This is a genomic window from Mycobacterium sp. P2_H7, from assembly GCF_056403275.1.
The window spans coordinates 142103-160598 of record NZ_JBFUFU010000008.1; the positions used below are offsets into that span (position 1 = coordinate 142103).

Below are 18496 nucleotides of genomic sequence, written 5' to 3' on the forward strand. Positions count from 1 at the left end.
CTACACCGACGACGCGGCGTCGTCGATCGTCGCGGCTCCCGCAGAATCACCCTGTACATACCGCCCAGCGGCCTCCCGATGAGCATCTGCGTGGCAGGCGAACACCGTCCCGAACTGCGCCCGTTCGCCATCCCACGCCGACAACATCTCCACCAACGCGGCACCGGAGGCCGAACCCAGCGTCACACCCGCCGCCTTCACATGCGCGGCCGCATGATCAGCACTGAACGAACCCGCCTGCCCCTCCAACTGACCAGCAGCCATTCCCAACTCTTCAGGATCAACACGCAACGGCTCAGCCATCGAGTCCCACCCCACCCTCATATCTTTTGCCATTTTACGTAGTGATTTCGCCCGGACCGGACACGAAAATCGAGCGGAGCGCACGTCGACTCTCTTCTGCGTGCTCCAGCGAGATTGCCGTGAGGGTCGTGCAATCGGCTACATGCCCTCGCATCAACAACCCTGAGCGCAATCTCGCTGGAGCATCCAAGTCAGGGTGGTCTCCTAGAACGCGCCCTCCGGCAGTTCCATCGGCGCCAGACCCATCGCCTCGATGACCGATCGATCCGAGCCCAGCCGGGGCAGCACGTGGCGGGCGAAGAAGCCCGCCGCCCCGATCTTCCCGAGGTAGAAATCGCGATCACGATCGGTGGCGCTGTCGAGTGCGGCTTGTGCGATCTCGGCCTGCTCCAGCAGCAGCCAACCGATGAACAGGTCACCGACGGCCAGTAGGAACGGCACCGAGGACAGGCCGACGCGGTAGAGATCCTGCGAATTCTGTTGAGAATCAATCAGATACTTGGTCATCGCGGCGACCATCGCGGTGACATCAGCCAGAGCAGCACTCAGCGCGGCACGGCCGTCGGCCAGTTCGGGCCGGGCGGTGTCCCGGTCCAGGAAGGCCTGGATCCGGCCCACCACATGGGACAGCGCCGCGCCTTGGTCACGGGCGATCTTGCGGAAGAAGAAGTCCTGCGCCTGGATGGCGGTGGTGCCTTCGTACAGCGAGTCGATCTTCGCGTCGCGGATGTACTGCTCGATCGGGTAGTCCTGCAGGAAGCCGGACCCACCGAAGGTCTGGAGCGCCTCGGTCAGACATTGGTAGACCCGTTCGGATCCCGCCCCCTTGACGATCGGCAACAGCAGGTCATTGACCCGCTCGGCCGTCGCCTCATCCGCGCCGGAGACAATGGCGGCCGCCGCCGGGTCCTGATGCGCGGCGGTGAACAGATACAGGGCCCGCAAACCTTCGGCGTAGGACTTCTGCACGAGGAGGGCGCGCCGCACGTCGGGGTGATGCAGGATGGTCACCCGCGGCGCCGCCTTGTTCGACATCTCGGTCATATCGGCGCCCTGAATACGAGTCTTGGCGTACTCGAGCGCGTTCAGATACCCGGTGGACAAGGTGGAGATCGCCTTGGTGCCGACCATCATTCGCGCGTATTCGATGACCTTGAACATCTGCGCGATACCGCTGTGACTGTCGCCCACCAGCCAGCCGACCGCAGGCTCACCGTGCTGACCGAACGTCAGCTCGCAGGTGGCCGACGCCTTGAGCCCCATCTTGTGTTCCAAGCCGGTGACGAACACCCCGTTGCGTTCGCCCGGTGCACCGGTCGCCGGATCCGGGAAGAACTTGGGGACGACGAACAGCGACAACCTTTGGTGCCCGGACCGGCGCCCTCGGGCCGCGCGAGCACCAGATGCAGCATGTTCTCGAAAAGGTCGTCGGCATCGCCGTTGGTGATGAACCGCTTGACCCCGTCGAGGTGCCAGCTGCCATCGGGCTGTTCGGTGGCCTTGGTCCGGCCGGCCCCGACATCGGAGCCGGCGTCGGGTTCGGTGAGCACCATGGTGGCGCCCCAGTTCCGGTCGATCGCCTGGGTTGCCCATACGCGCTGCTGATCATTACCCAGTTGGAAGAGGATGTTCGCCAGGACTGGTCCGGCAAGGTACATGAAGGCCGCGGGCTGAGCACCGAGCGCGAACTCGCTGACCGCCCAGGACAGCATCGCCGGCCCGGGGACGCCACCGATACCTTCGTCGATACCGATCCGGAACCATTCACCCGCGTGCCATGCCCGCAGCGACTTCTTGAATGGTTCGGGAATGCTGACGACGTGCGTCTCGGGGTCGAACGTCGGCGGATGCCGGTCGGTCTCGGCGAACGCCTCGGCAAGCGGCCCTTCGGCCAGGCGGGCGGCCTCCGCGAGCATCTGCCGCACCGACTCGCCGTCGAGGTCCCCGAACTCGCCAGTGGCCAAGACCTTTTCGAGTTCATACACCTCGAAGAGGTTGAACTCGACATCCCGCACGTTGCTGCGATAGTGCCCCATGATGCGAGCCTATCGGCGCGAGCGGCTACCGCCCGAGGAATTGCGCGGGTCGACGCTCGACGAACGACTGCAATCCCTCGGCCGAATCCGCGGTGCCGAACAACCGGGCCACCTCCGGTCGCAACTGGGCGACGGCGTCACCTCCCGCGCGCGCCAGGTGCGCCGAACGCAGGGTGGCCGCCACCCCCAGCGGGGCCGCGTTCTCCGCGATGGTGCGCGCGATCTCCCGGGCCCGCGCCTGAGCTGCGACGGTATCGGCGGCTACCTCCTGCACCAGCCCGATCCGGTGCGCCTCCGCGGCGTCGAACTCGTCACCGGTCAGCAGCCATCGCATGGCGTTGCCCCAGCCTGTCAACTGCGGAAACCGCTGCGTCGCCCCACCGAACGGGAAGATGCCACGAAGAATCTCCATCTGCGCGAACCGGGTGTCCGCGGCGGTCACCCGGATATCGGCCGCCAGCAACAGTTCGATGCCGAGGGTCAGGCACCGCCCTTGCGCGGCGGCGACCACCGGTTTGGTCCAGTCACCGTCCAGCCGCCAGGGGTCGCGGCCGTCGGCGGGGAACGGATCTCGGCCTTCGGCGATGTACGGCCCGACATCCAGCAGGTCCAAGCCCGCGGTGAAGTGGTCGCCGTGGGCGATCAGCACGCCCGCACGCAAGGTGTCGTCGCTTTCCAGCAGCGCATAAGCGCGCGAAAGGTCCGCGAGCATCGCCACGTTGAAGGCGTTGCGTTTCTCCGGCCGATTCAGGCCGATCACCAGTACGTGTCCGTCGCGTTCCAGGGACACAGTGTCCAGAGTTGTCATGCCGAGCAGTCAACGCCGATCATCAAAATTATGCAAGACACCATAATCTTGCCTGTCGCTGAGACCAATCGACACCTTGTTCATCGTTTGTTAACCCACTACCAGCGGTTTTGACGGAAATGGCAATAGCCGCGCCGACGTTGGTGCTTTATGCTTAATGACATAGATAGGAGGCATCCGATGTTGCTCATCGAGCTCAACGTCGCCGGCCACCGGTTCACGCACCGGGTGGGCGAGCCCCGTCATACCTTCGACCGGGTCCGGGCACGGCTCAACCCGTTGAACATGTCGTGGCGTCCGTCGCGGGCGGCCTGACCCGCAAGCGCGGGTCGACGCGGCGCGCAATGCTCGTCACCGCGGTCGATGTGCTGCGCGAACGCGGCGCCGCCGGGGTCACCATCGACGAGGTACTGACCCGCAGCGGCGCCCCGCGCGGTTCGGTGTACTACCACTTCCCGCAGGGCCGCAGCCAACTTCTCACCGAAGCACTGAACTACGCGGGCGACTCCATCACCCAGGTCATCGACGCCGCAGCCGAGCGCGGTGGCATGGCCCTGGTGGGACAGTTCGTCGCCTTCTGGGAACGCGCGCTGGCCGGCAGCGCTTACACCGCGGGCTGCCCCGTGATGGCGGCAGCCATCAGCACCACGGAGGACGATTCCATCCTCGCCACGGCGGCCGGCGAGATCTTCGCGCGCTGGCGCGACGCGCTGAGCCAGACCTTCCGCACCGACGGATTCGAGGCCGCCGATGCCGCATCACTGGCCGTGATGTGTATCGCGTCCCTGGAAGGCGCCGTGGTGCTGTGTCGGTCGGCCGGCAACGCCGAGCCCCTGCACCAGGTCGGTCAGCAGCTCGAATTCCTGATCAGGTCAAGGGAATTCGTGCGGGTGTATGGCGTGCCGGGGCGCTAGTAACCCAACAGGTCGGCCAGCGCGACGAGCACGTTGACCGTGTCCGCCACGGTGACCAGTTTGGTATCCAACGTCTGCAGCGCGCCCACGACGACCGCACCGGCCGATCCCAGGTTCAGCGGCGTGGTGGTGACGTAGGTCAACGCGTTCTTCACCACCGTCTGCGCCACCGTCACCGCCGCCTTGACGTACTTCAGATACGGCGCAACCTTTTTCAGCGTCGCGAACGGGTCGGTGGGGGCAGGGGTGGCCGTGGCCGTGACCGCCTGTGCGGACACCTTGGCCGTGGTCGCGGATGCGAGTGCGGTGCTGACCGTGGTCGCCTGCTTCTTGGCCACCGGTTGCTCGGCGACCAGTCGGCGTGACGCGCCGAGCATCAGCAACTCGACGGGAGCGGGGGCCGGCACCCGCGCGGGCGAACCTGTGGAGGAAGACTTCTTGGTTACCACGACCGACGCCACCTTGACCACCACACCGGTGTCCGAGGCGTCCGATCCGCTGGGCTGAGCGGCGGCCGGTTGCGCTTGCGCCGGCGTCGAGTCCTGGGGCGTGTCCGTGGCTGCGACACTCGCCGCCGCGCGCTTGCGGTGCTTCCCTGGGGTCGACGCAGCGCTTTCCCCGGAGGACGCCGCACTCACGGTTCCGCTTGCGCCACTTCGCCTTTTTGTGCCGGTTGCCTTCCGGTCACCTGCCGGCTTCGCAGCCGGAGACGACGAAGCCGCTGAAGATGGCGATGACTGCGACGACGACGAAGCGCCCTGTGACGATTCGCCGGAATCGGCCGCCGCTGTGCCGCAACCGAAGGTCACCGCCGCGCCGATTCCCAGCGCCACCGCCAATCCGCCCACCCGCCCGACGTTTGCCCCTGCACCCATTCCTGCCTCCTTGGCATCGGTGGTGCGCCGACCCCCGGAGCACCAACTTGCAGCAGCGTAAATTACTTTCGTCCGCAATGTGCAGTTAGCTGAGAAACCCGATCCGGCCAGTTCCCAGCCACCCCACGGGGCGATCCCCCGCCGTACCGCTTGGTGAAAGTACAGTTAAATCAACGTCTTTCATGGCCAATCTTCCGGCAAGCACGTCCGGTCACCGAAATCACGCGACGGTGACCACCTCCCGAGACTCACCCCATTCTGGTTGCTGAACGGCTGCGCGACACGACCCAGTTGAATCAGCAAGGACCCGTGCGTCTCCCCGAACGCGGTGCCCGTACGCGTGCCGGCCGGTTCAGCAACGGGCAGCAGCCGGTGGGCGCCCCCACCCGGGGTTAATGCAGCGACTTATCCCCTGCCGGGTCAATGCTTTTCACCATTCTCGCTCCACGACGAAGCGAACACCGACCTACCGAGCCGGGTGCCGGCACCTGTGCTCAAACGGCGGGCCCAGCAATCTCGCGCGCCGGAACTGAGACACGGCCGGAGGCGACGTCCCAACGGCTAGATGCGGTGGGATTGAGGCTTTCACCGACGACTCGGCCATGCTCGCCATCCGGGCATATCTGACGCCGAGCGCCTGCCCGAGCAACCACCCGTCAGTGGCGGCACTCGTCCCCGATCACACCGCGGGTGCGATGTCCGGCAGGGACCACGTCCTGTCGAACAGGGCTTGTTGCGGTCCGTAGAGGCGGAAGAGCACCTCGAACCCGCGGCCGCCACGGGTCGGGATCCAGTTCGGCGCACCGGGGGGACGTTCCGGACCGAAGTAGATCTCCGTGGCCCCGTCAGGATTCCGCTGGACGTCTGTGGCAGTGGACGCGATGCTGACGCGCTCAGCATCAGGCAGGTGCGCATGGGTCGACCGGTCATACACAGTGGCCGACCAATACCGCGTCACCGGCGGGTCGGCGGGGACGGTGAGCACGTAGGTGCGGCCACCGTCGAGTGGGACCCCCATGGCATCGTCGATCGCCATCACGTAGAACTGCCCGGTGCCAAGGCGTTTGGCGCTGAAGTAGATGAAGGAGTACAGCACGCCCCTGGCGTCGACGGGATAGCTGTCCACATCGGCGAATCCGGACTGCATCCCGGCGATCACCTCGTGACCAGCGGGCACGGCCCAGTGGGTGCCCGGGAAGTACGGCGGCTCGAAGACATGCGGGTATTGGGCCTCCAGCCAGTCACGGGCCTCCCCGATGGCCTCGGTCAACAATGCGGTCGCGGGCCGGTCGGGCTGGAACGGCATGCCCTTGACGATGCCGATGGTCTTCAGCACGTCGATCATCGCGCGGTCGCGCTGCAGCCACGGCTCGCGCTGCACGAAGCGGTGCAACAACTCGAAGAACCGAACATCGTAGGGAATCTTGTTGTCGAACAACGTGTCCAGCGCATCCACGAAGACCGTGGCAGGCGGGCCGGCGGCCTGCGACAGCGGGTAGCAACCGATCCGGCGACCGTACGCGGCGGCCTTGTCCACATCAGCGTCACTGCTGCTGTCGATGTTGGATCGAATGGCGCCGAACCCGGTGAAGGTGTCCGCGGCCAGCACGATGTATCCGTCGGGCACCGGGCCGTCGTAGCCCGGCGGCAGAATCAGGTACTTCCCGCCACGGCCCCCGTCGGCACCCGTCGGCACCCGCGGGGCACGTCTTCCAGCGCGCACTGCCAGCCGTCGTCGACGGATCCGGTGAGGGCCCCGTCACCGGCGGGTGGGATGTCGAGCACCACCGGGCCGGTGTCACGGGTGTTGAAGAACGGGAAGAAGTACAGCGTGTCCGGGTTCGGTGTCAGCGTCTGGTTCTTCCAGCCCGGCAGCCGGGACCAGTAGATGATCTGATTGTCGGTGGCGCCCGCGTCTGCCGCAGCCTGGCGCAACAGTTCGAAGTTGACGGCCGGCATGCCCCAGATGACGGCCTGCACGGCACGTGCGCGCAGCAGATCCGCAGAGATCATCGGCCCAGCGTAGCGGCAACCCAACGGGCACAGACGAAATCGCCGTTGACGGTCGATTCGGCCAGCGTCCACTCCGAACGCGCCGGCAGCACCTGAGCGCCCTTCCCGAGGGTGCACGGGGCGTAACTCACGATCATCTCATCCACCAACCCGGCTTCGACGAATTGCGCGGCCACCACCCCGCCACCGACGACCCAGACATCGCGGTCACCCGCCGCGGCGACCAGCTGCGGATGCAACTCGGTGACCTCACCGGCGAACACCCGCACCGGGTGCCCGTCGACGACGATCCCCGGCCGGCTCGACAGCACCCACGACGGCTGTTCGTACATCCATGGGCCAGGTTGATTGCCCACCAGCCACTCGTAGGTCTGCGATCCCATCACCAACGCACCGACGGAGTCGTTGAAGGCCTCGTAACCGAACGGGCCCTTGACATCGATGTCGCGACTGAGCAGCCAGTCCAGGCTGTCGTGCTCGTCGACGACGAAGCCATCGAGGCTGGACGCCGTGTAGTAGATGGTGGCCATGATCCTCGAGGCTAGACTCCGTTCCCAGTGAGCGAATTCGATGCGCTGTGCGCCAACGACGGTGATCTGGCCGAGCTTCGTGCTGCGGTCCGGCAATTCATCAGCTCTGACCGGGCCACGCACGGCTGGGAACCCGAGATCGACTCGTGGCTGACCAGTTGGGATGCGGCGTTCAGTGAGCGGCTGGCCGACGCCGGTTATGTGGGGCTGACCATTCCACCCGAGTACGGCGGCCACGGTCGCGGTTTCCTGCACCGGTATGTCGTGACCGAGGAACTGCTCGGCCAGGGCGCTCCGGTGGCCGCGCACTGGTTCGCCGACCGGCAGGTGGCCCCGTCGCTGTTGTCCTACGGCTCGGAAGAGCAGCGCAGCCGGCTGCTGCCGCAGATTGCGGCAGGTCGGCTGTATTCGGCCATCGGGATGAGCGAACACGGCGCGGGCTCGGATCTGGCCGCCACCGCCACCAAAGCCACCCGCACCGACGATGGCTGGCTGCTCAACGGGACGAAAGTGTGGACCAGCGGCGGGCATCGCGCACATTTCGCGATCGTGCTGGCCCGCACCAGTGCGCTGGACCCTGAGCACCGGCACGCCGGGTTCAGTCAGTTCATCGTCCAACTCGACACCCCGGGCATCACGATCAGCCCGATCGCCACGATGGACGGGCACCACCATTTCAACGAGGTCGCCTTCGAGGACGTCCGGGTCGGCGACGGCGACGTGCTGGGCGAGGTGGGCGACGGCTGGCATCAGGTCACGGCGGAACTCGGCTTCGAACGCAGTGGGCCCGAACGGATTCTGTCCACCGCGATCCTGATCTTCGGGGTGATCCGGGCGCTCGGTCCCGACGTCGATGACCGGACTGCCGCCGCCGTCGGCGACCTACTGGGCCGGGCGATGTCACTGCGGCAATTGTCGGTGGCGGTGGCACGCGATCTGGCCGCCGGCCGCGACGCGGCCACCCGCGCCGCCCTGGTGAAGGACCTGGGCACCCGCTTCGAGCAGGAGTCCGTGGAACTGTGCGCCGACCTGCTGGAGTCGGTGGACGATCCCGGTGGGTTACGCGCCGTGCTGGCCATGGCGCGGCTGCATTCCCCGATGTTCACACTGCGGGGCGGGACCAACGAAGTGTTGCGTGGCGTGATCGCGCGCGGCCTGGGGGTGCGATGAGCGACGAACTTCAGCAACTGGTGGCCGATATCGGTCGCCGGTCCTATGACGAGAACTTCGGGAAGCGCAGGCTGCCAGAGGTTTTCGACGCAGCGCTGTGGCAGACGCTGGAGGAGACCGGCCTGAGCAGGCTGACCACCCAGCAGGATGCCGGCCCCGCCGAGGCTGCCGTGGTGTTGGCGGGGCTGGCCCGCTTCGCCGCGGCCGTGCCTATCGCCGAGACCGATCTGCTGGCCGGCTGGCTGGCGGCCCGGGCCGGTATCGACGTGCCAGAGAGCGGCCCGCTGACGGTGGCGATCGGCACCGGAGGCAGCGCGCCCGAGGTGCCGTGGCCGCGCGATGCGACCGTGCTGGTGGCCGACCGCTCGGCCGACGCGATTTCCGTTGGGCTGCTGACGGATCCGCAGAGCACCGACGACCACAACTTGGGCGGTGAACCGCGCGGCGCGATCAGCTACGACACCGCCGGCCTGACTCGGTTGGACGTGCAGGTCGGAGACGAACTGGTGCGCCGCGGCGCCTGGGCACGCTGCGTGCAGATCGTCGGTGCCTTCGATTCGGCGTTGCAGCTGACTGTCGCGCACACCTCGGAGCGGGTCCAGTTCGGCCGGGCGCTCAGCAAATTCCAGGCCGTTCAGCACTCACTTGCGGCGATGGCCGGTGAGATCGAACGGGCCAGGGCGGCAACCGATCTGGCGACCGCGGCCGTCACGGAGTATGGCTTTGCGGCGACGCAGGCCGACTACGCGGTGACGGTGGCCAAGGTGGCCGTCGGCCGAGCCGTCACCCCGGTGACCACCATCGCGCATCAGTTGCACGGCGCCATCGGCGTCACCATCGAACATCAGTTGTGGTCGGCCACCATGCGGGCCCGCAGTTGGAGCGACGAGTTCGGTAGCACCGCGTCCTACGCGCGACGGCTAGGCCGGCTGGCGTTGACGGCGGACGATCCGTGGGATGTCCTGATCAGCTGTCCCTGATTTCGGCGAACCAGTGCCGGCCACCGTTGCGCGTCCGACTCACGTCGGTCACGTATCCAACACCTGGCTGACACGGGCTTCCACGTCTCCCAGGCCATCAAGGTCGATACCGAACCGGCCGGTGAGCTGTTCGAGTACGTCGGCGGCGGAGGCCAGCCGGACCTTCTCGGTGCTGCCGTTGCCGTGGATTGCGAGATTGCGTCCCCGCAGATTCCACCGCGCGCTGTCGGTGACCAGCGCGACGGACAGCCCGACCACGAAGATCGCGCCCGGATACGTCGACGAATACCAGCTGCCGATGCTCAGATCGACCAGCGGCTGAGTGCGCAGGCTGAATTGGTAGAGCGGCAGCCACTCGCCACGGAGTTGGGTCTGCAGTTGCAATCCCTCGGGATGCTCCACCAATCGATAGGGCTCGTGCCTGGTCTGCTGGACGGGGCCGGCCGTCAGCCGGATCGGCGAGGACAGGGTCTGGCCGCCGAAGCCGACATCGACCAGAAAGCGGCCGTCCTCGCCCGGCACCGTGACCGACAGCACGTTGTGGGTGATCCCGGTCTGGGGCGCGTCCGGCGGCCGCATCCACACCACCCGCCCGGCCAGCCGATCCACGCCGTAGCCGAGGGATTCCAACACGTAGGCGAGCAGTCCGTTGTTCTCGTAGCAGAAGCCCCCGCGGCGCCGACGGACCAGCTTGGCCGTCAGCGCATCGGCACTCAGATCGTGCACGGGGACGCCCATCAGGGGATCGAGATTCTCGAACGGGATGGACCGGTTGTGGGCGGCGACGATCTGGCGCAAAGCGTCGAGGGTCGGCGCGGGTGAACTCTCGATGCCTATTCGGGTGAAGTATCCGGTTGCGTTCAGGCCCACCTCTCTATGGTGGAACATGCCAGATCGGGGTGGTCACATCGGGTGATCTGCACCGCAACTCTTTGACCACCCGACATCTCGCGTGCAAAACTAGAACACGTTCTATTTCGTCGCCGGCTTCCATGGAGGGTCCACATGAGCTCGACCGATATCGAACCCACGGAGATCACCAAGTTCGATCCCAGCCTCACCGAGAAGGTGATGGGTTGGCTGCGCCCGCTGTTGAAGACCTACCACCGCACCGAGGTGCGCGGCCTGGAGAACTTCCCGGCCGGTGGCGCCCTGGTGGTGTGCAACCACTCCGGCGGCCTGTTTCCCATGGATGTGCCCATTTTTGCGGCCGACTTCTACGACAAGTTCGGCTACGGCCGCCCCGTCTACACCCTGAGCCACGCCATGCTGATGGTCGGGCCCACCGCCGACTTCTTCAAGAAGACCGGCTTCATCCTCGCCAGCCGTGAGAACGCCGATGAGGCGCTGCGCTCCGGCGGCGTCGTCGTGGTGTTCCCCGGCGGAGACTACGACGTCTACCGTCCCAGCTCCGAAGCAAACAAGATCGACTTCGACGGACGCCAGGGGTACGTACGAGCCGCCATCAGCGCCGGGGTCCCGATCGTGCCGATGGTGGGCATCGGCGGCCAGGAGACCCAGCTGTACCTGTCCCGTGGCACCTGGCTGGCCAAGGCGCTCGGCCCGATTGCCCGCCTGGCCCGCACCAAGGTGGTGCCACTGTCGTTCGGCGTGCCGTTCGGCCTGTCGGCGGTCGTGCCGTTCAACGTGCCGCTGCCGTCCAAGATCGTCATGGAGGTACTGCCCCCCGTGCACATCGACACGCAGTTCGGCGAGACGCCGGACATCGACGAGGTCGACGCACACGTCCGCCACGTCATGCAGCGCGCGCTGAACGGACTGGCCGAGGAACGCCGCTTCCCGGTGATCGGCTAGAGGGGTGGGCCTCCTCGATCCGCTGACCACCACCGTCGGCCTGCTCAGCACGATGGCGCGTGCCGGGGTGATCGCCCCCCTGCGTCCGGACAAGTACTTGCGCATCGCCGCAGCGATGGCCCGCGAGAACATGAGCATCACTTCGGGCTTCGCGGGCGCCGCGGCGCGCTGCCCGGACCGGGTCGGTCTGATCGACGAGCTCGGGGCCCTGACGTGGCGCGAAATCGACCAGCGCGCAGACGCTTTGGCCGCCGGACTGCAGGCCATCGGCTCCCCCGGGGTGATCGGGATCATGGCCCGCAACCACCGCGGGTTCGTCGAATCGCTGATCGCCGCCACCCGGATCGGCGCGGACGTTCTGCTGTTGAACACCTCCTTCGCAGGACCGGCGATGGCCGAGATCGTGAGCCGCGAAAAGGTCGAGGCCGTCATCTACGACGAGGAGTTCACCTCGACAGTGGACCGGGCGTTGGCCGACTCCCCCGACGTGACCCGCGTGATCGCCTGGACCGACAGCGCCGACCCCGACATCACGGTGGAGAAGCTGATCCGCGACCACACCGGCAAGACCCCGGTGCGGGCCAAGCAGAAGAGCAGGGTGATCCTGCTGACCTCGGGCACCACCGGAAGCCCCAAGGGCGCCAAGCATTCCGGCGGCGGGCCCGAGGTGCTCAAGTCCATTCTCGATCGCACCCCGTGGCGCACCGAGGAAACCGTCGTCGTCGTCGCGCCGATGTTCCATGCCTGGGGTTTCTCGCAATTGGCGTTCGCGGCGTCGATGTCCTGCACGATCGTCACGCGGCGCAAGTTCGACCCGGAAGCCACCCTGGCCCTGATCGACACCCACCGGGCCACCGGATTGTGTGTGGTGCCGGTGATGTTCGACCGCATCGTCGAACTGCCCGACGAGATCCGTAACCGCTACAGCGGACGTAGCCTGCGCTTCGCCGCGGCCTCGGGGTCGAGGATGCGACCCGATGTCGTCATCAAGTTCATGGATCAGTTCGGCGATGTCATCTACAACAACTACAACGCCACCGAGGCCGGCATGATCGCCACCGCGACACCGGCCGACCTGCGCGCCGCCCCGGACACCGCGGGGAAACCGGCCGAGGGCACCACCATTCGCATTCTGGATCCCCAACTGCAGCAACTGCCGACCGGCGAGGTGGGCACCATCTACGTGCACAATTCCACCCAGTTCGACGGCTACACCTCCGGGTCGACCAAGGACTTTCACGACGGATACATGAATTCCGGCGACATCGGGTATCTGGATTCGGCGGGTCGACTGTTCGTGGTGGGCCGCGATGACGAGATGATCGTGTCCGGTGGGGAGAACGTGTATCCGATCGAGGTGGAGAAGACCCTGGTTGCCCATCCCGACGTCGTCGAGGCGGCGGTGATCGGGGTGGACGACGAGCAATTCGGGCAGCGGCTGGCAGCGTTCGTGGTGCTGTCGGGCGCCATCGGGGCCGACGACCTGAAGCAGTACGTGCGCGAGAACCTGGCCAACTACAAGGTGCCGCGCGAAATCACGGTGCTCGATGAGTTGCCACGAAACAGCACTGGCAAGATCGTGCGACGTGAACTTCAGGAGCGTGTCGGTGGGTAAGCGCCGCACCCTACTCACCGCGGCCGCCGAGACCGTCAACGCCGCCAATGCTTTCCGACCGCTGACCCGTCGCGGCTACGCGACGATCGGAGTGTTCGCGTTCGGCTGGCCGACAGCGGAGAACGTGCCACTGGTCGTCGGCACCTCGGCATTAGGCGCGCTGTGGCACGCGGTGCGGGGTGACTACCGGTCGACCGGCGGGCGAATTGCCCTGGCACTCAAGGTGATCTCCTGGGCAGTGCTGGCCGTGGTGTACCGTCGCGGCCTGGCGTCCCGACCGTTCTTCGAGAAACCGCTGGACGAGGTGCTCGGGCCGCAATTCCCGTCGGTGCCGCCGCGCCCGGGTGGGGTGTTCGCCACCGGTCAGACACGGCGCCGCTTCGTCGAGAAGACCGTCAGCTACGGGCCCTACAAATCCAACGTCGCCGACATCTGGGTCCGCCCGGATCTGCCCCGCGACGGCAAAGCGCCTGTGCTGCTTCAGGTTCCCGGCGGAGCCTGGATGATCGGGATGAACCGCCCGCAGGCGTACCCCTTGATGTCGCAGTTGGCCGACCACGGGTGGATCTGCGTGTCCATCGGCTATCGGATCAGCCCGAAACATGCCTGGCCGGCGCACATCGTCGACGTGAAACGCGCACTGGCATGGGTGAAGGCCAATATCGCCGAGTACGGGGGTGACCCCGACGCGGTGTACATCACCGGCGGTTCGGCCGGCGGGCATCTGTGCTCGCTGGCGGCGTTGACGCCGAACAACCCGGCCTTCCAGCCGGGCTTCGAGGACGCCGACACGTCGGTGGCAGGTGCGGTGCCCATCTACGGTCGCTACGAATGGGTGACCGAGAATTACCCGGACCGGCGCGAATTCGGCTCGGTACTGGAGCGGATGATCGTGAAGTTGCCGTTCACCGACAACCGTCAGTTGTACATGGACGCCTCGCCCATTGCGCACGTCGGCCCGGATGCACCGCCGTTCTTCATCCTGCACGGCGCCCACGACACGGTGATTCCGGTGCAGGAGGCGCGCGAGTTCGTCGAGGCGCTGCGCGACGTGTCGACAGCACCGGTGATCTATTCGGAGATCCCCTACGCCCAGCACGCCTTCGACATCTTCGGCTCGGCGCGCGGGCACTACACCGCCTCCGCCGTGGAGCGTTTCCTGGATTGGGCGCGCGCCACCCGGCAGTGATCAAGCTTGCATGCAACCTTGCATGCAAGGAGCGTAGAGTGATTCTCCATGAGCGATGGAGACTCCAGCGGGCAGCGCGCCTACCAGGCCACCAAGGATCAGATCCTGTCCGGCGCGGTGCGCGGCGGACAGCTGCTCAGCGAGGTCGAGGTCGCCGCATCGCTCGGAGTCAGCCGAACACCGGTACACGAGGCGTTCCTGCGACTGGCCGCCGAGGACCTGCTGGAACTCCTGCCCCGACGCGGCGCCGTCGTCGTCCCGGTGCCGCCCCGCGAGGCCACCGATCTGCTCGAGATGCGGCTGGCGCTGGAGTCGGCGGCGGTGCGGCGGCTGTGCCGGACGCCCGACGCGGTCGATGCGCTGTTCACCGAACTGACCGAGCTGATCACGCTGCAGCGCGAGGGTGCCGCCGCCGGCGATGAGCACCGGTTCGCCGTGGCGGACGACGCCTTCCATCACCGCATCGTCGAGGTCGCGGACAACGCCATCGGGCAGCGTTTCTACGCCTCGCTGCGGGACCGGCAGCGCCGGATGATGGCGGCGGCCGTGCGTTCCGACACCGCTCGAGCAGCGCGGCTGATCGACGAGCATGCCTTGTTGGCCGACGCGATCGCGCGGCGCGATCTGGCCGATTTCGAGGCGCTGCTGCTGGCGCACCTGCAGGCAACGTATGGGGTGGTGCTGTGAGGATCGGGGCCCGGAGGCGCCCCGGCGCCGACATTCGGCCCTGGGCCGCCGTCGCGCTGGCGGTCTTCTGCATCGGTTGGGGCGGCAACCAGTTCACTCCCCTGCTGATCGCCTACGCGCAGCATTCCGGCTACACCCGCGTCGACGTCGACATCCTGCTCGGCGCCTACGTGCTGGGCCTGGTGCCCGGACTGTTGGTGGCCTCGGCGTTGTCCGACCGGCACGGCCGCAGGCCCGTCATGGCCGCCGGGCTGGTGAGCTCCGCACTGGGCAGCGTCATCCTGGCCGTCGGCGACGACGCGGGATTCGTCGCCCTGTTCGGCGGGCGGTTGCTCAGCGGCCTGGCCGTCGGTATCGCCATGGCGGTGGGATCTGCCTGGATCGCCGAATTATCGCGGCCCCCTTTCGATTCCGCTCCCCCGGGAACCGGGGCACGACGTGCCTCCATCTGGTTGTCCGTCGGGCTCGGCGTCGGCCCGCTGTTCGCCGGAGTGCTGACGGCATTCGCCCCGCTGCCGCTGGTGCTGACCTACCTCGTGCATGCGGTGCTGTGCATCCCGGGGTTGTGGGCAGTGCTCTACCGGAGCGTGGAGACCCGCGACGCAGCGCATGACAGCGGGGCGTCGCTGCTGCGACGGCTGCGGGTGCCCGCGGCAGGGCACCGCAGATTCCTCCATGTCGTTGCGCCCATGGCGCCGTGGATCTTCGGGTCGGCGGCCATCGCCTATGCGATCGTGCCCGCATTGGTGGTGGACCGGCTCGGGTCATGGGCGCTGCTGTACACGGCGGGGTTGACGGTGCTCACCCTCGGTTGCGGTGTTGCGGTGCAACCGATCGCGCGCCGACTCGACGACCATTCCAGCGCCCGGGCCGTCGTGGTGTCGATGGTGCTGATGGCTGCCGGTGTCTTCGCGGCCGTCGCCACCGCCGTCACCCGCTCGCCGGTCATCGCGTTGTTCGTCGCGATGCTGCTCGGCAGCGCCTACGGAATCGCCATCGTCTCAGGGCTTCTGGAGATCCAGCGGATCGCCGAGCCTGACGAATTGGCCGGCATCTCCGGGGTGTACTACTCGCTGGCCTATGTGGGGTTCCTGCTGCCCGCCGTGCTGGCCGTGCTGGCGCACTACTTCAGTTATCCGGCCATGCTGACGGTCGTCGGGGTGCTGGCCGCGGTGTGCGCGGTGCGTTGCGCGACGGGGTGGTCCAAACACCTGGAGCCCGCACCCGCCGGCTGAGTGCCGCGAGATTGTCGTCATGGCGAGAAAGTCCGAGAGGCGACCGCCATAACTGCAATGTGGCGGCGTCAGCACAACCCGGTGTGCCGGCAGATGACGGACGGGACCTGCGGCTGCGGCAACGACGGCAGCTTGGGCGGCGGTGGGAGCCGCGGGTGGAACCCACCACGATTCCCGCCACCGTTGTCCGGAGCGGGCGCAGGTGCAGGAGCCGGAGCGGGAGCTGGTTCGGGAGCTGGTTCGGGTGCCGGGGCCCCCGGCGGTGGTGGCGGCGGCGGAGGCGGTCCCGGAGCCGGACCGGGCGCAGGGAGTTTCGCGGGCATGATCCAGATCGCGATCGACTGCGGCGTCAGGCCGTAGCCGGCCGGCGCGGCCGTCAGCGCCAACTGGGTGGGCAGCATGTCGGGCCTGATGTGGAAGAACACCCACCCGTCCGCATCGGCGGTGACCGGGGAGACCAGCGGCGGCGACTTGAGCACGGTAGGCGCCGAGGTGGGGATCTGTTCACCGCTGCTGACGTGCAGTTGGAAGCCGCCGTTGGGACCGGTGACATCGACCGGGCCGGTGACGCCGTCGAGGGACACCTCGATGCCCAGTTCCAGCTCGTTACTGGTGTCCTGGCGTACGACGATGAGATTGTCGGACTTCGGCGTGATCGTGGCGCCCTTGGCCGTCAGCGCCGTACCCAGTTGCGCCATGCCCGGCATGATCGACACCGCGGCCGGGCCGGTACTGGCACTCGCCTTGACCGGCGAACTTTCGGCCATCGGAGCGTTGCCCGGACCGTACGAACAGCCGCCCAGCACGAGAGTCGCCGCGAGGACCGAAGTCACCGCGCCGAGGTGCTTCGGCCATTCCATGGGTCTCATTGTGGCGCATGCATCCCGCCGACGCGGAGGGTGCCTCACACCATCGCGTTCTCGATGACCGTCAGGTCCTCGGAAATACCCGCCGCACGCCGGATTTCACGGAACTCGCGCACCATCGCGGCGGTGACCTCGTGCGGATCCTTCACCGTCTCGGTGTCGGAGAGCACCGAGATGTTGAGCTGGTCCACATAGCTCCACACCGTGATGTTCAGCCCGCTGGCCGCGGTGAGCGGACCCACCGAATAGATCTCGGTGACCGTCGCTCCGCCCACCTTGCCCTGCTCACGCGGGCCGGGAACATTCGAGATGTTGAGGTTGAGCACCTTGTTCTGGCCGTCCTTGTCCGACAGCCTGCGGAACAGCGCCTCCACGGCCGCGGGCGGCATGTACGACGCCCAGCGCGCCACCAGTTCGGGGCCGATCAGGTGGTGTGCCTCCTTGGCATGGCTGGCTGCCGCGCTCGCCTTCTTCACCCGCTCCAGGGTGTCGGGTTCGTCGACGGGCAGCGCCATCAGCACACCGCTGAACCGGTTACCCGAGATGCGGTCGGGCGAGAAGTCGAAACTCATGGGTACCGAGGCCAGCAGCGGATGGTCGGCCTTGCCCTCGTAATCCAGCTGCAGCGAGCGCAACGCGCCCGAGGAGATCGCCAGCACCATGTCGTTGATGGTGGCGCCCAACAGTTTTCCGGTCGACTTCACGTCGGCCAGCGCCAAGGTGGCGGTCGCGAAACGCCGTTCGGGGGTGAGGACGTGGTTCATGAAACTCGGCGGCGGGGTGAACGGACGAGTGAGTTCGGGCCCCAGCTTGTGGGTGCTGCGCCGCACCCGGCCCACCCCGTCGGCGGTGTACTTCATCAGGCCCGGCAGCCGGCTGATCTGACGGAGGTGATCGGTGAACGCCGACCGCACCAGCTCCGAGCCGGACGGCGCCGGGTCGGTGGCATACGAGTCGCGGTCGCGCTGCGGGCTGTCCTGCAGGTCCATGCCGCGGGCCAGCAGATTGGCCGAGGCGACCCCGTCGGCCAGCGCATGGTGGATCTTGCCGACGACCGCGATGCGCCCGTTCGCGAGGCCTTCGACGAAGTACATCTCCCACAGTGGGCGGCTGCGGTCCAGCGGCGTGCTGCCGATCTGCCCGATGGCTTCGTCGAGTTCGCGGCGCCCACCCGGGGCGGCCACCCGCCACGGCCGCACGTGGTACTCGAGGTCCACGTCGCAGTTCTCCCGCCACATCGGGTGGTGGAACTTGAATGGGATGTCGACGAGCTGATACCGGAACGGATCCAACTTGTAGAGCCGGTTGTGCAGCACGTTTCTGAAGTCGTCGACACCGAAAGTGCGGTCACCGAGACCGTCGAGCGCGATGACCGCGATCTTCAAGGTGTGCATGTGCACATTCGGTGCTTCTGTGTAGAGCAGGAACGCGTCCCACCCGCTGAGCCTCTTCACCGGCGT

18 protein-coding genes and 1 pseudogene are annotated in these 18496 nt (G+C 67.1%); 9 read left to right on the forward strand and 10 right to left on the reverse strand.

Translation table 11 applies throughout. From position 1 onward, the window contains the following. From AC1DY7_RS12130 to AC1DY7_RS12140, 3 genes and pseudogenes are all read right to left on the reverse strand, one after another. Complete coding sequence (locus AC1DY7_RS12130) at nucleotides 1–303, reverse strand: ESX-1 secretion-associated protein (protein ID WP_477493932.1); 303 nt, start codon at nucleotides 301–303, stop codon at nucleotides 1–3. A 204-nt stretch (nucleotides 304–507) separates the two neighbouring features. Continuing rightward, nucleotides 508–2339: pseudogene (locus tag AC1DY7_RS12135) on the reverse strand (acyl-CoA dehydrogenase). Between the two features lie 25 nt (nucleotides 2340–2364). Beyond that, complete coding sequence (locus tag AC1DY7_RS12140; protein WP_477493933.1) at nucleotides 2365–3147, reverse strand: crotonase/enoyl-CoA hydratase family protein; 783 nt, start codon at nucleotides 3145–3147, stop codon at nucleotides 2365–2367. Nucleotides 3148–3327: 180 nt separating this feature from the next. Between AC1DY7_RS12140 and AC1DY7_RS12145 the strand changes: the two genes are divergently transcribed. Further along, nucleotides 3328–3462 (forward strand): hypothetical protein, encoded by a 135-nt coding sequence (locus AC1DY7_RS12145; RefSeq protein WP_477493934.1) that lies wholly within the window; start codon nucleotides 3328–3330, stop codon nucleotides 3460–3462. A gap of 29 nt (nucleotides 3463–3491) precedes the next feature. Further along, nucleotides 3492–4061 (forward strand): TetR/AcrR family transcriptional regulator, encoded by a 570-nt coding sequence (locus AC1DY7_RS12150; protein WP_477493968.1) that lies wholly within the window; start codon nucleotides 3492–3494, stop codon nucleotides 4059–4061. On the opposite strand, the gene AC1DY7_RS12155 is transcribed toward AC1DY7_RS12150, so the two are convergent. From AC1DY7_RS12155 to AC1DY7_RS12170, 4 genes are all read right to left on the reverse strand, one after another. Beyond that, a complete protein-coding gene (locus AC1DY7_RS12155; RefSeq protein ID WP_477493935.1) occupies nucleotides 4058–4699 on the reverse strand; it encodes a hypothetical protein in 642 nt (213 codons plus the stop codon). The genes AC1DY7_RS12150 and AC1DY7_RS12155 overlap by 4 nt on opposite strands. A gap of 916 nt (nucleotides 4700–5615) precedes the next feature. Further along, nucleotides 5616–6632 carry a DUF1214 domain-containing protein gene (locus tag AC1DY7_RS12160; protein ID WP_477493936.1) on the reverse strand — a complete coding sequence of 339 codons (1017 nt, stop codon included), beginning with the start codon at nucleotides 6630–6632 and terminating at the stop codon, nucleotides 5616–5618. Continuing rightward, entirely contained in the window at nucleotides 6590–6949 is a 360-nt protein-coding gene (locus AC1DY7_RS12165) for a DUF1254 domain-containing protein (RefSeq protein ID WP_477493937.1), read from the reverse strand. Before AC1DY7_RS12165 ends, AC1DY7_RS12160 begins: the two co-directional genes overlap by 43 nt. Next, the gene (locus tag AC1DY7_RS12170) at nucleotides 6946–7479 is read right to left on the reverse strand and encodes a dihydrofolate reductase family protein (RefSeq protein ID WP_477493938.1); all 534 of its coding nucleotides are present in this window, start codon (nucleotides 7477–7479) and stop codon (nucleotides 6946–6948) included. Before AC1DY7_RS12170 ends, AC1DY7_RS12165 begins: the two co-directional genes overlap by 4 nt. Before the next feature lie 27 nt (nucleotides 7480–7506). On the opposite strand from AC1DY7_RS12170, the gene AC1DY7_RS12175 reads away from it, so the two are divergent. Continuing rightward, nucleotides 7507–8649: an acyl-CoA dehydrogenase family protein gene (locus AC1DY7_RS12175; RefSeq protein ID WP_477493939.1), complete on the forward strand. Its 1143-nt coding sequence runs from the start codon at nucleotides 7507–7509 to the stop codon at nucleotides 8647–8649. Continuing rightward, nucleotides 8646–9629: an acyl-CoA dehydrogenase family protein gene (locus tag AC1DY7_RS12180; protein WP_477493940.1), complete on the forward strand. Its 984-nt coding sequence runs from the start codon at nucleotides 8646–8648 to the stop codon at nucleotides 9627–9629. Before AC1DY7_RS12175 ends, AC1DY7_RS12180 begins: the two co-directional genes overlap by 4 nt. Before the next feature lie 48 nt (nucleotides 9630–9677). On the opposite strand, the gene AC1DY7_RS12185 is transcribed toward AC1DY7_RS12180, so the two are convergent. Beyond that, nucleotides 9678–10517, reverse strand: a complete 840-nt coding sequence (locus AC1DY7_RS12185; RefSeq protein ID WP_477493941.1) for an arylamine N-acetyltransferase family protein — start codon at nucleotides 10515–10517, stop codon at nucleotides 9678–9680. 117 nt (nucleotides 10518–10634) lie between these two features. Here AC1DY7_RS12185 and AC1DY7_RS12190 point away from each other — a divergent pair, with 117 nt between their 5' ends. The 5 genes from AC1DY7_RS12190 to AC1DY7_RS12210 are packed head-to-tail and all read left to right on the forward strand — an operon-like array spanning nucleotide 10635 to nucleotide 16170. Beyond that, complete coding sequence (locus tag AC1DY7_RS12190) at nucleotides 10635–11444, forward strand: 1-acyl-sn-glycerol-3-phosphate acyltransferase (protein WP_477493942.1); 810 nt, start codon at nucleotides 10635–10637, stop codon at nucleotides 11442–11444. 52 nt (nucleotides 11445–11496) lie between these two features. Continuing rightward, entirely contained in the window at nucleotides 11497–13059 is a 1563-nt protein-coding gene (gene fadD12, locus AC1DY7_RS12195; RefSeq protein ID WP_477493969.1) for an acyl-CoA ligase FadD12, read from the forward strand. Next, the gene (locus AC1DY7_RS12200) at nucleotides 13052–14248 is read left to right on the forward strand and encodes an alpha/beta hydrolase fold domain-containing protein (RefSeq protein ID WP_477493970.1); all 1197 of its coding nucleotides are present in this window, start codon (nucleotides 13052–13054) and stop codon (nucleotides 14246–14248) included. Before fadD12 ends, AC1DY7_RS12200 begins: the two co-directional genes overlap by 8 nt. Before the next feature lie 48 nt (nucleotides 14249–14296). Beyond that, on the forward strand, nucleotides 14297–14935 hold the full coding sequence (locus AC1DY7_RS12205; protein WP_477493943.1) for a GntR family transcriptional regulator: 639 nt from the start codon (nucleotides 14297–14299) through the stop codon (nucleotides 14933–14935). Next, nucleotides 14932–16170, forward strand: a complete 1239-nt coding sequence (locus AC1DY7_RS12210; protein ID WP_477493944.1) for an MFS transporter — start codon at nucleotides 14932–14934, stop codon at nucleotides 16168–16170. Before AC1DY7_RS12205 ends, AC1DY7_RS12210 begins: the two co-directional genes overlap by 4 nt. A 68-nt stretch (nucleotides 16171–16238) precedes the next feature. Here AC1DY7_RS12210 and AC1DY7_RS12215 read toward each other — a convergent pair whose 3' ends face one another. Continuing rightward, complete coding sequence (locus tag AC1DY7_RS12215; RefSeq protein WP_477493945.1) at nucleotides 16239–17030, reverse strand: hypothetical protein; 792 nt, start codon at nucleotides 17028–17030, stop codon at nucleotides 16239–16241. Between the two features lie 44 nt (nucleotides 17031–17074). Then, nucleotides 17075–18490 (reverse strand): WS/DGAT/MGAT family O-acyltransferase, encoded by a 1416-nt coding sequence (locus tag AC1DY7_RS12220; protein ID WP_477493946.1) that lies wholly within the window; start codon nucleotides 18488–18490, stop codon nucleotides 17075–17077. Nucleotides 18491–18496 lie beyond the last annotated feature (6 nt).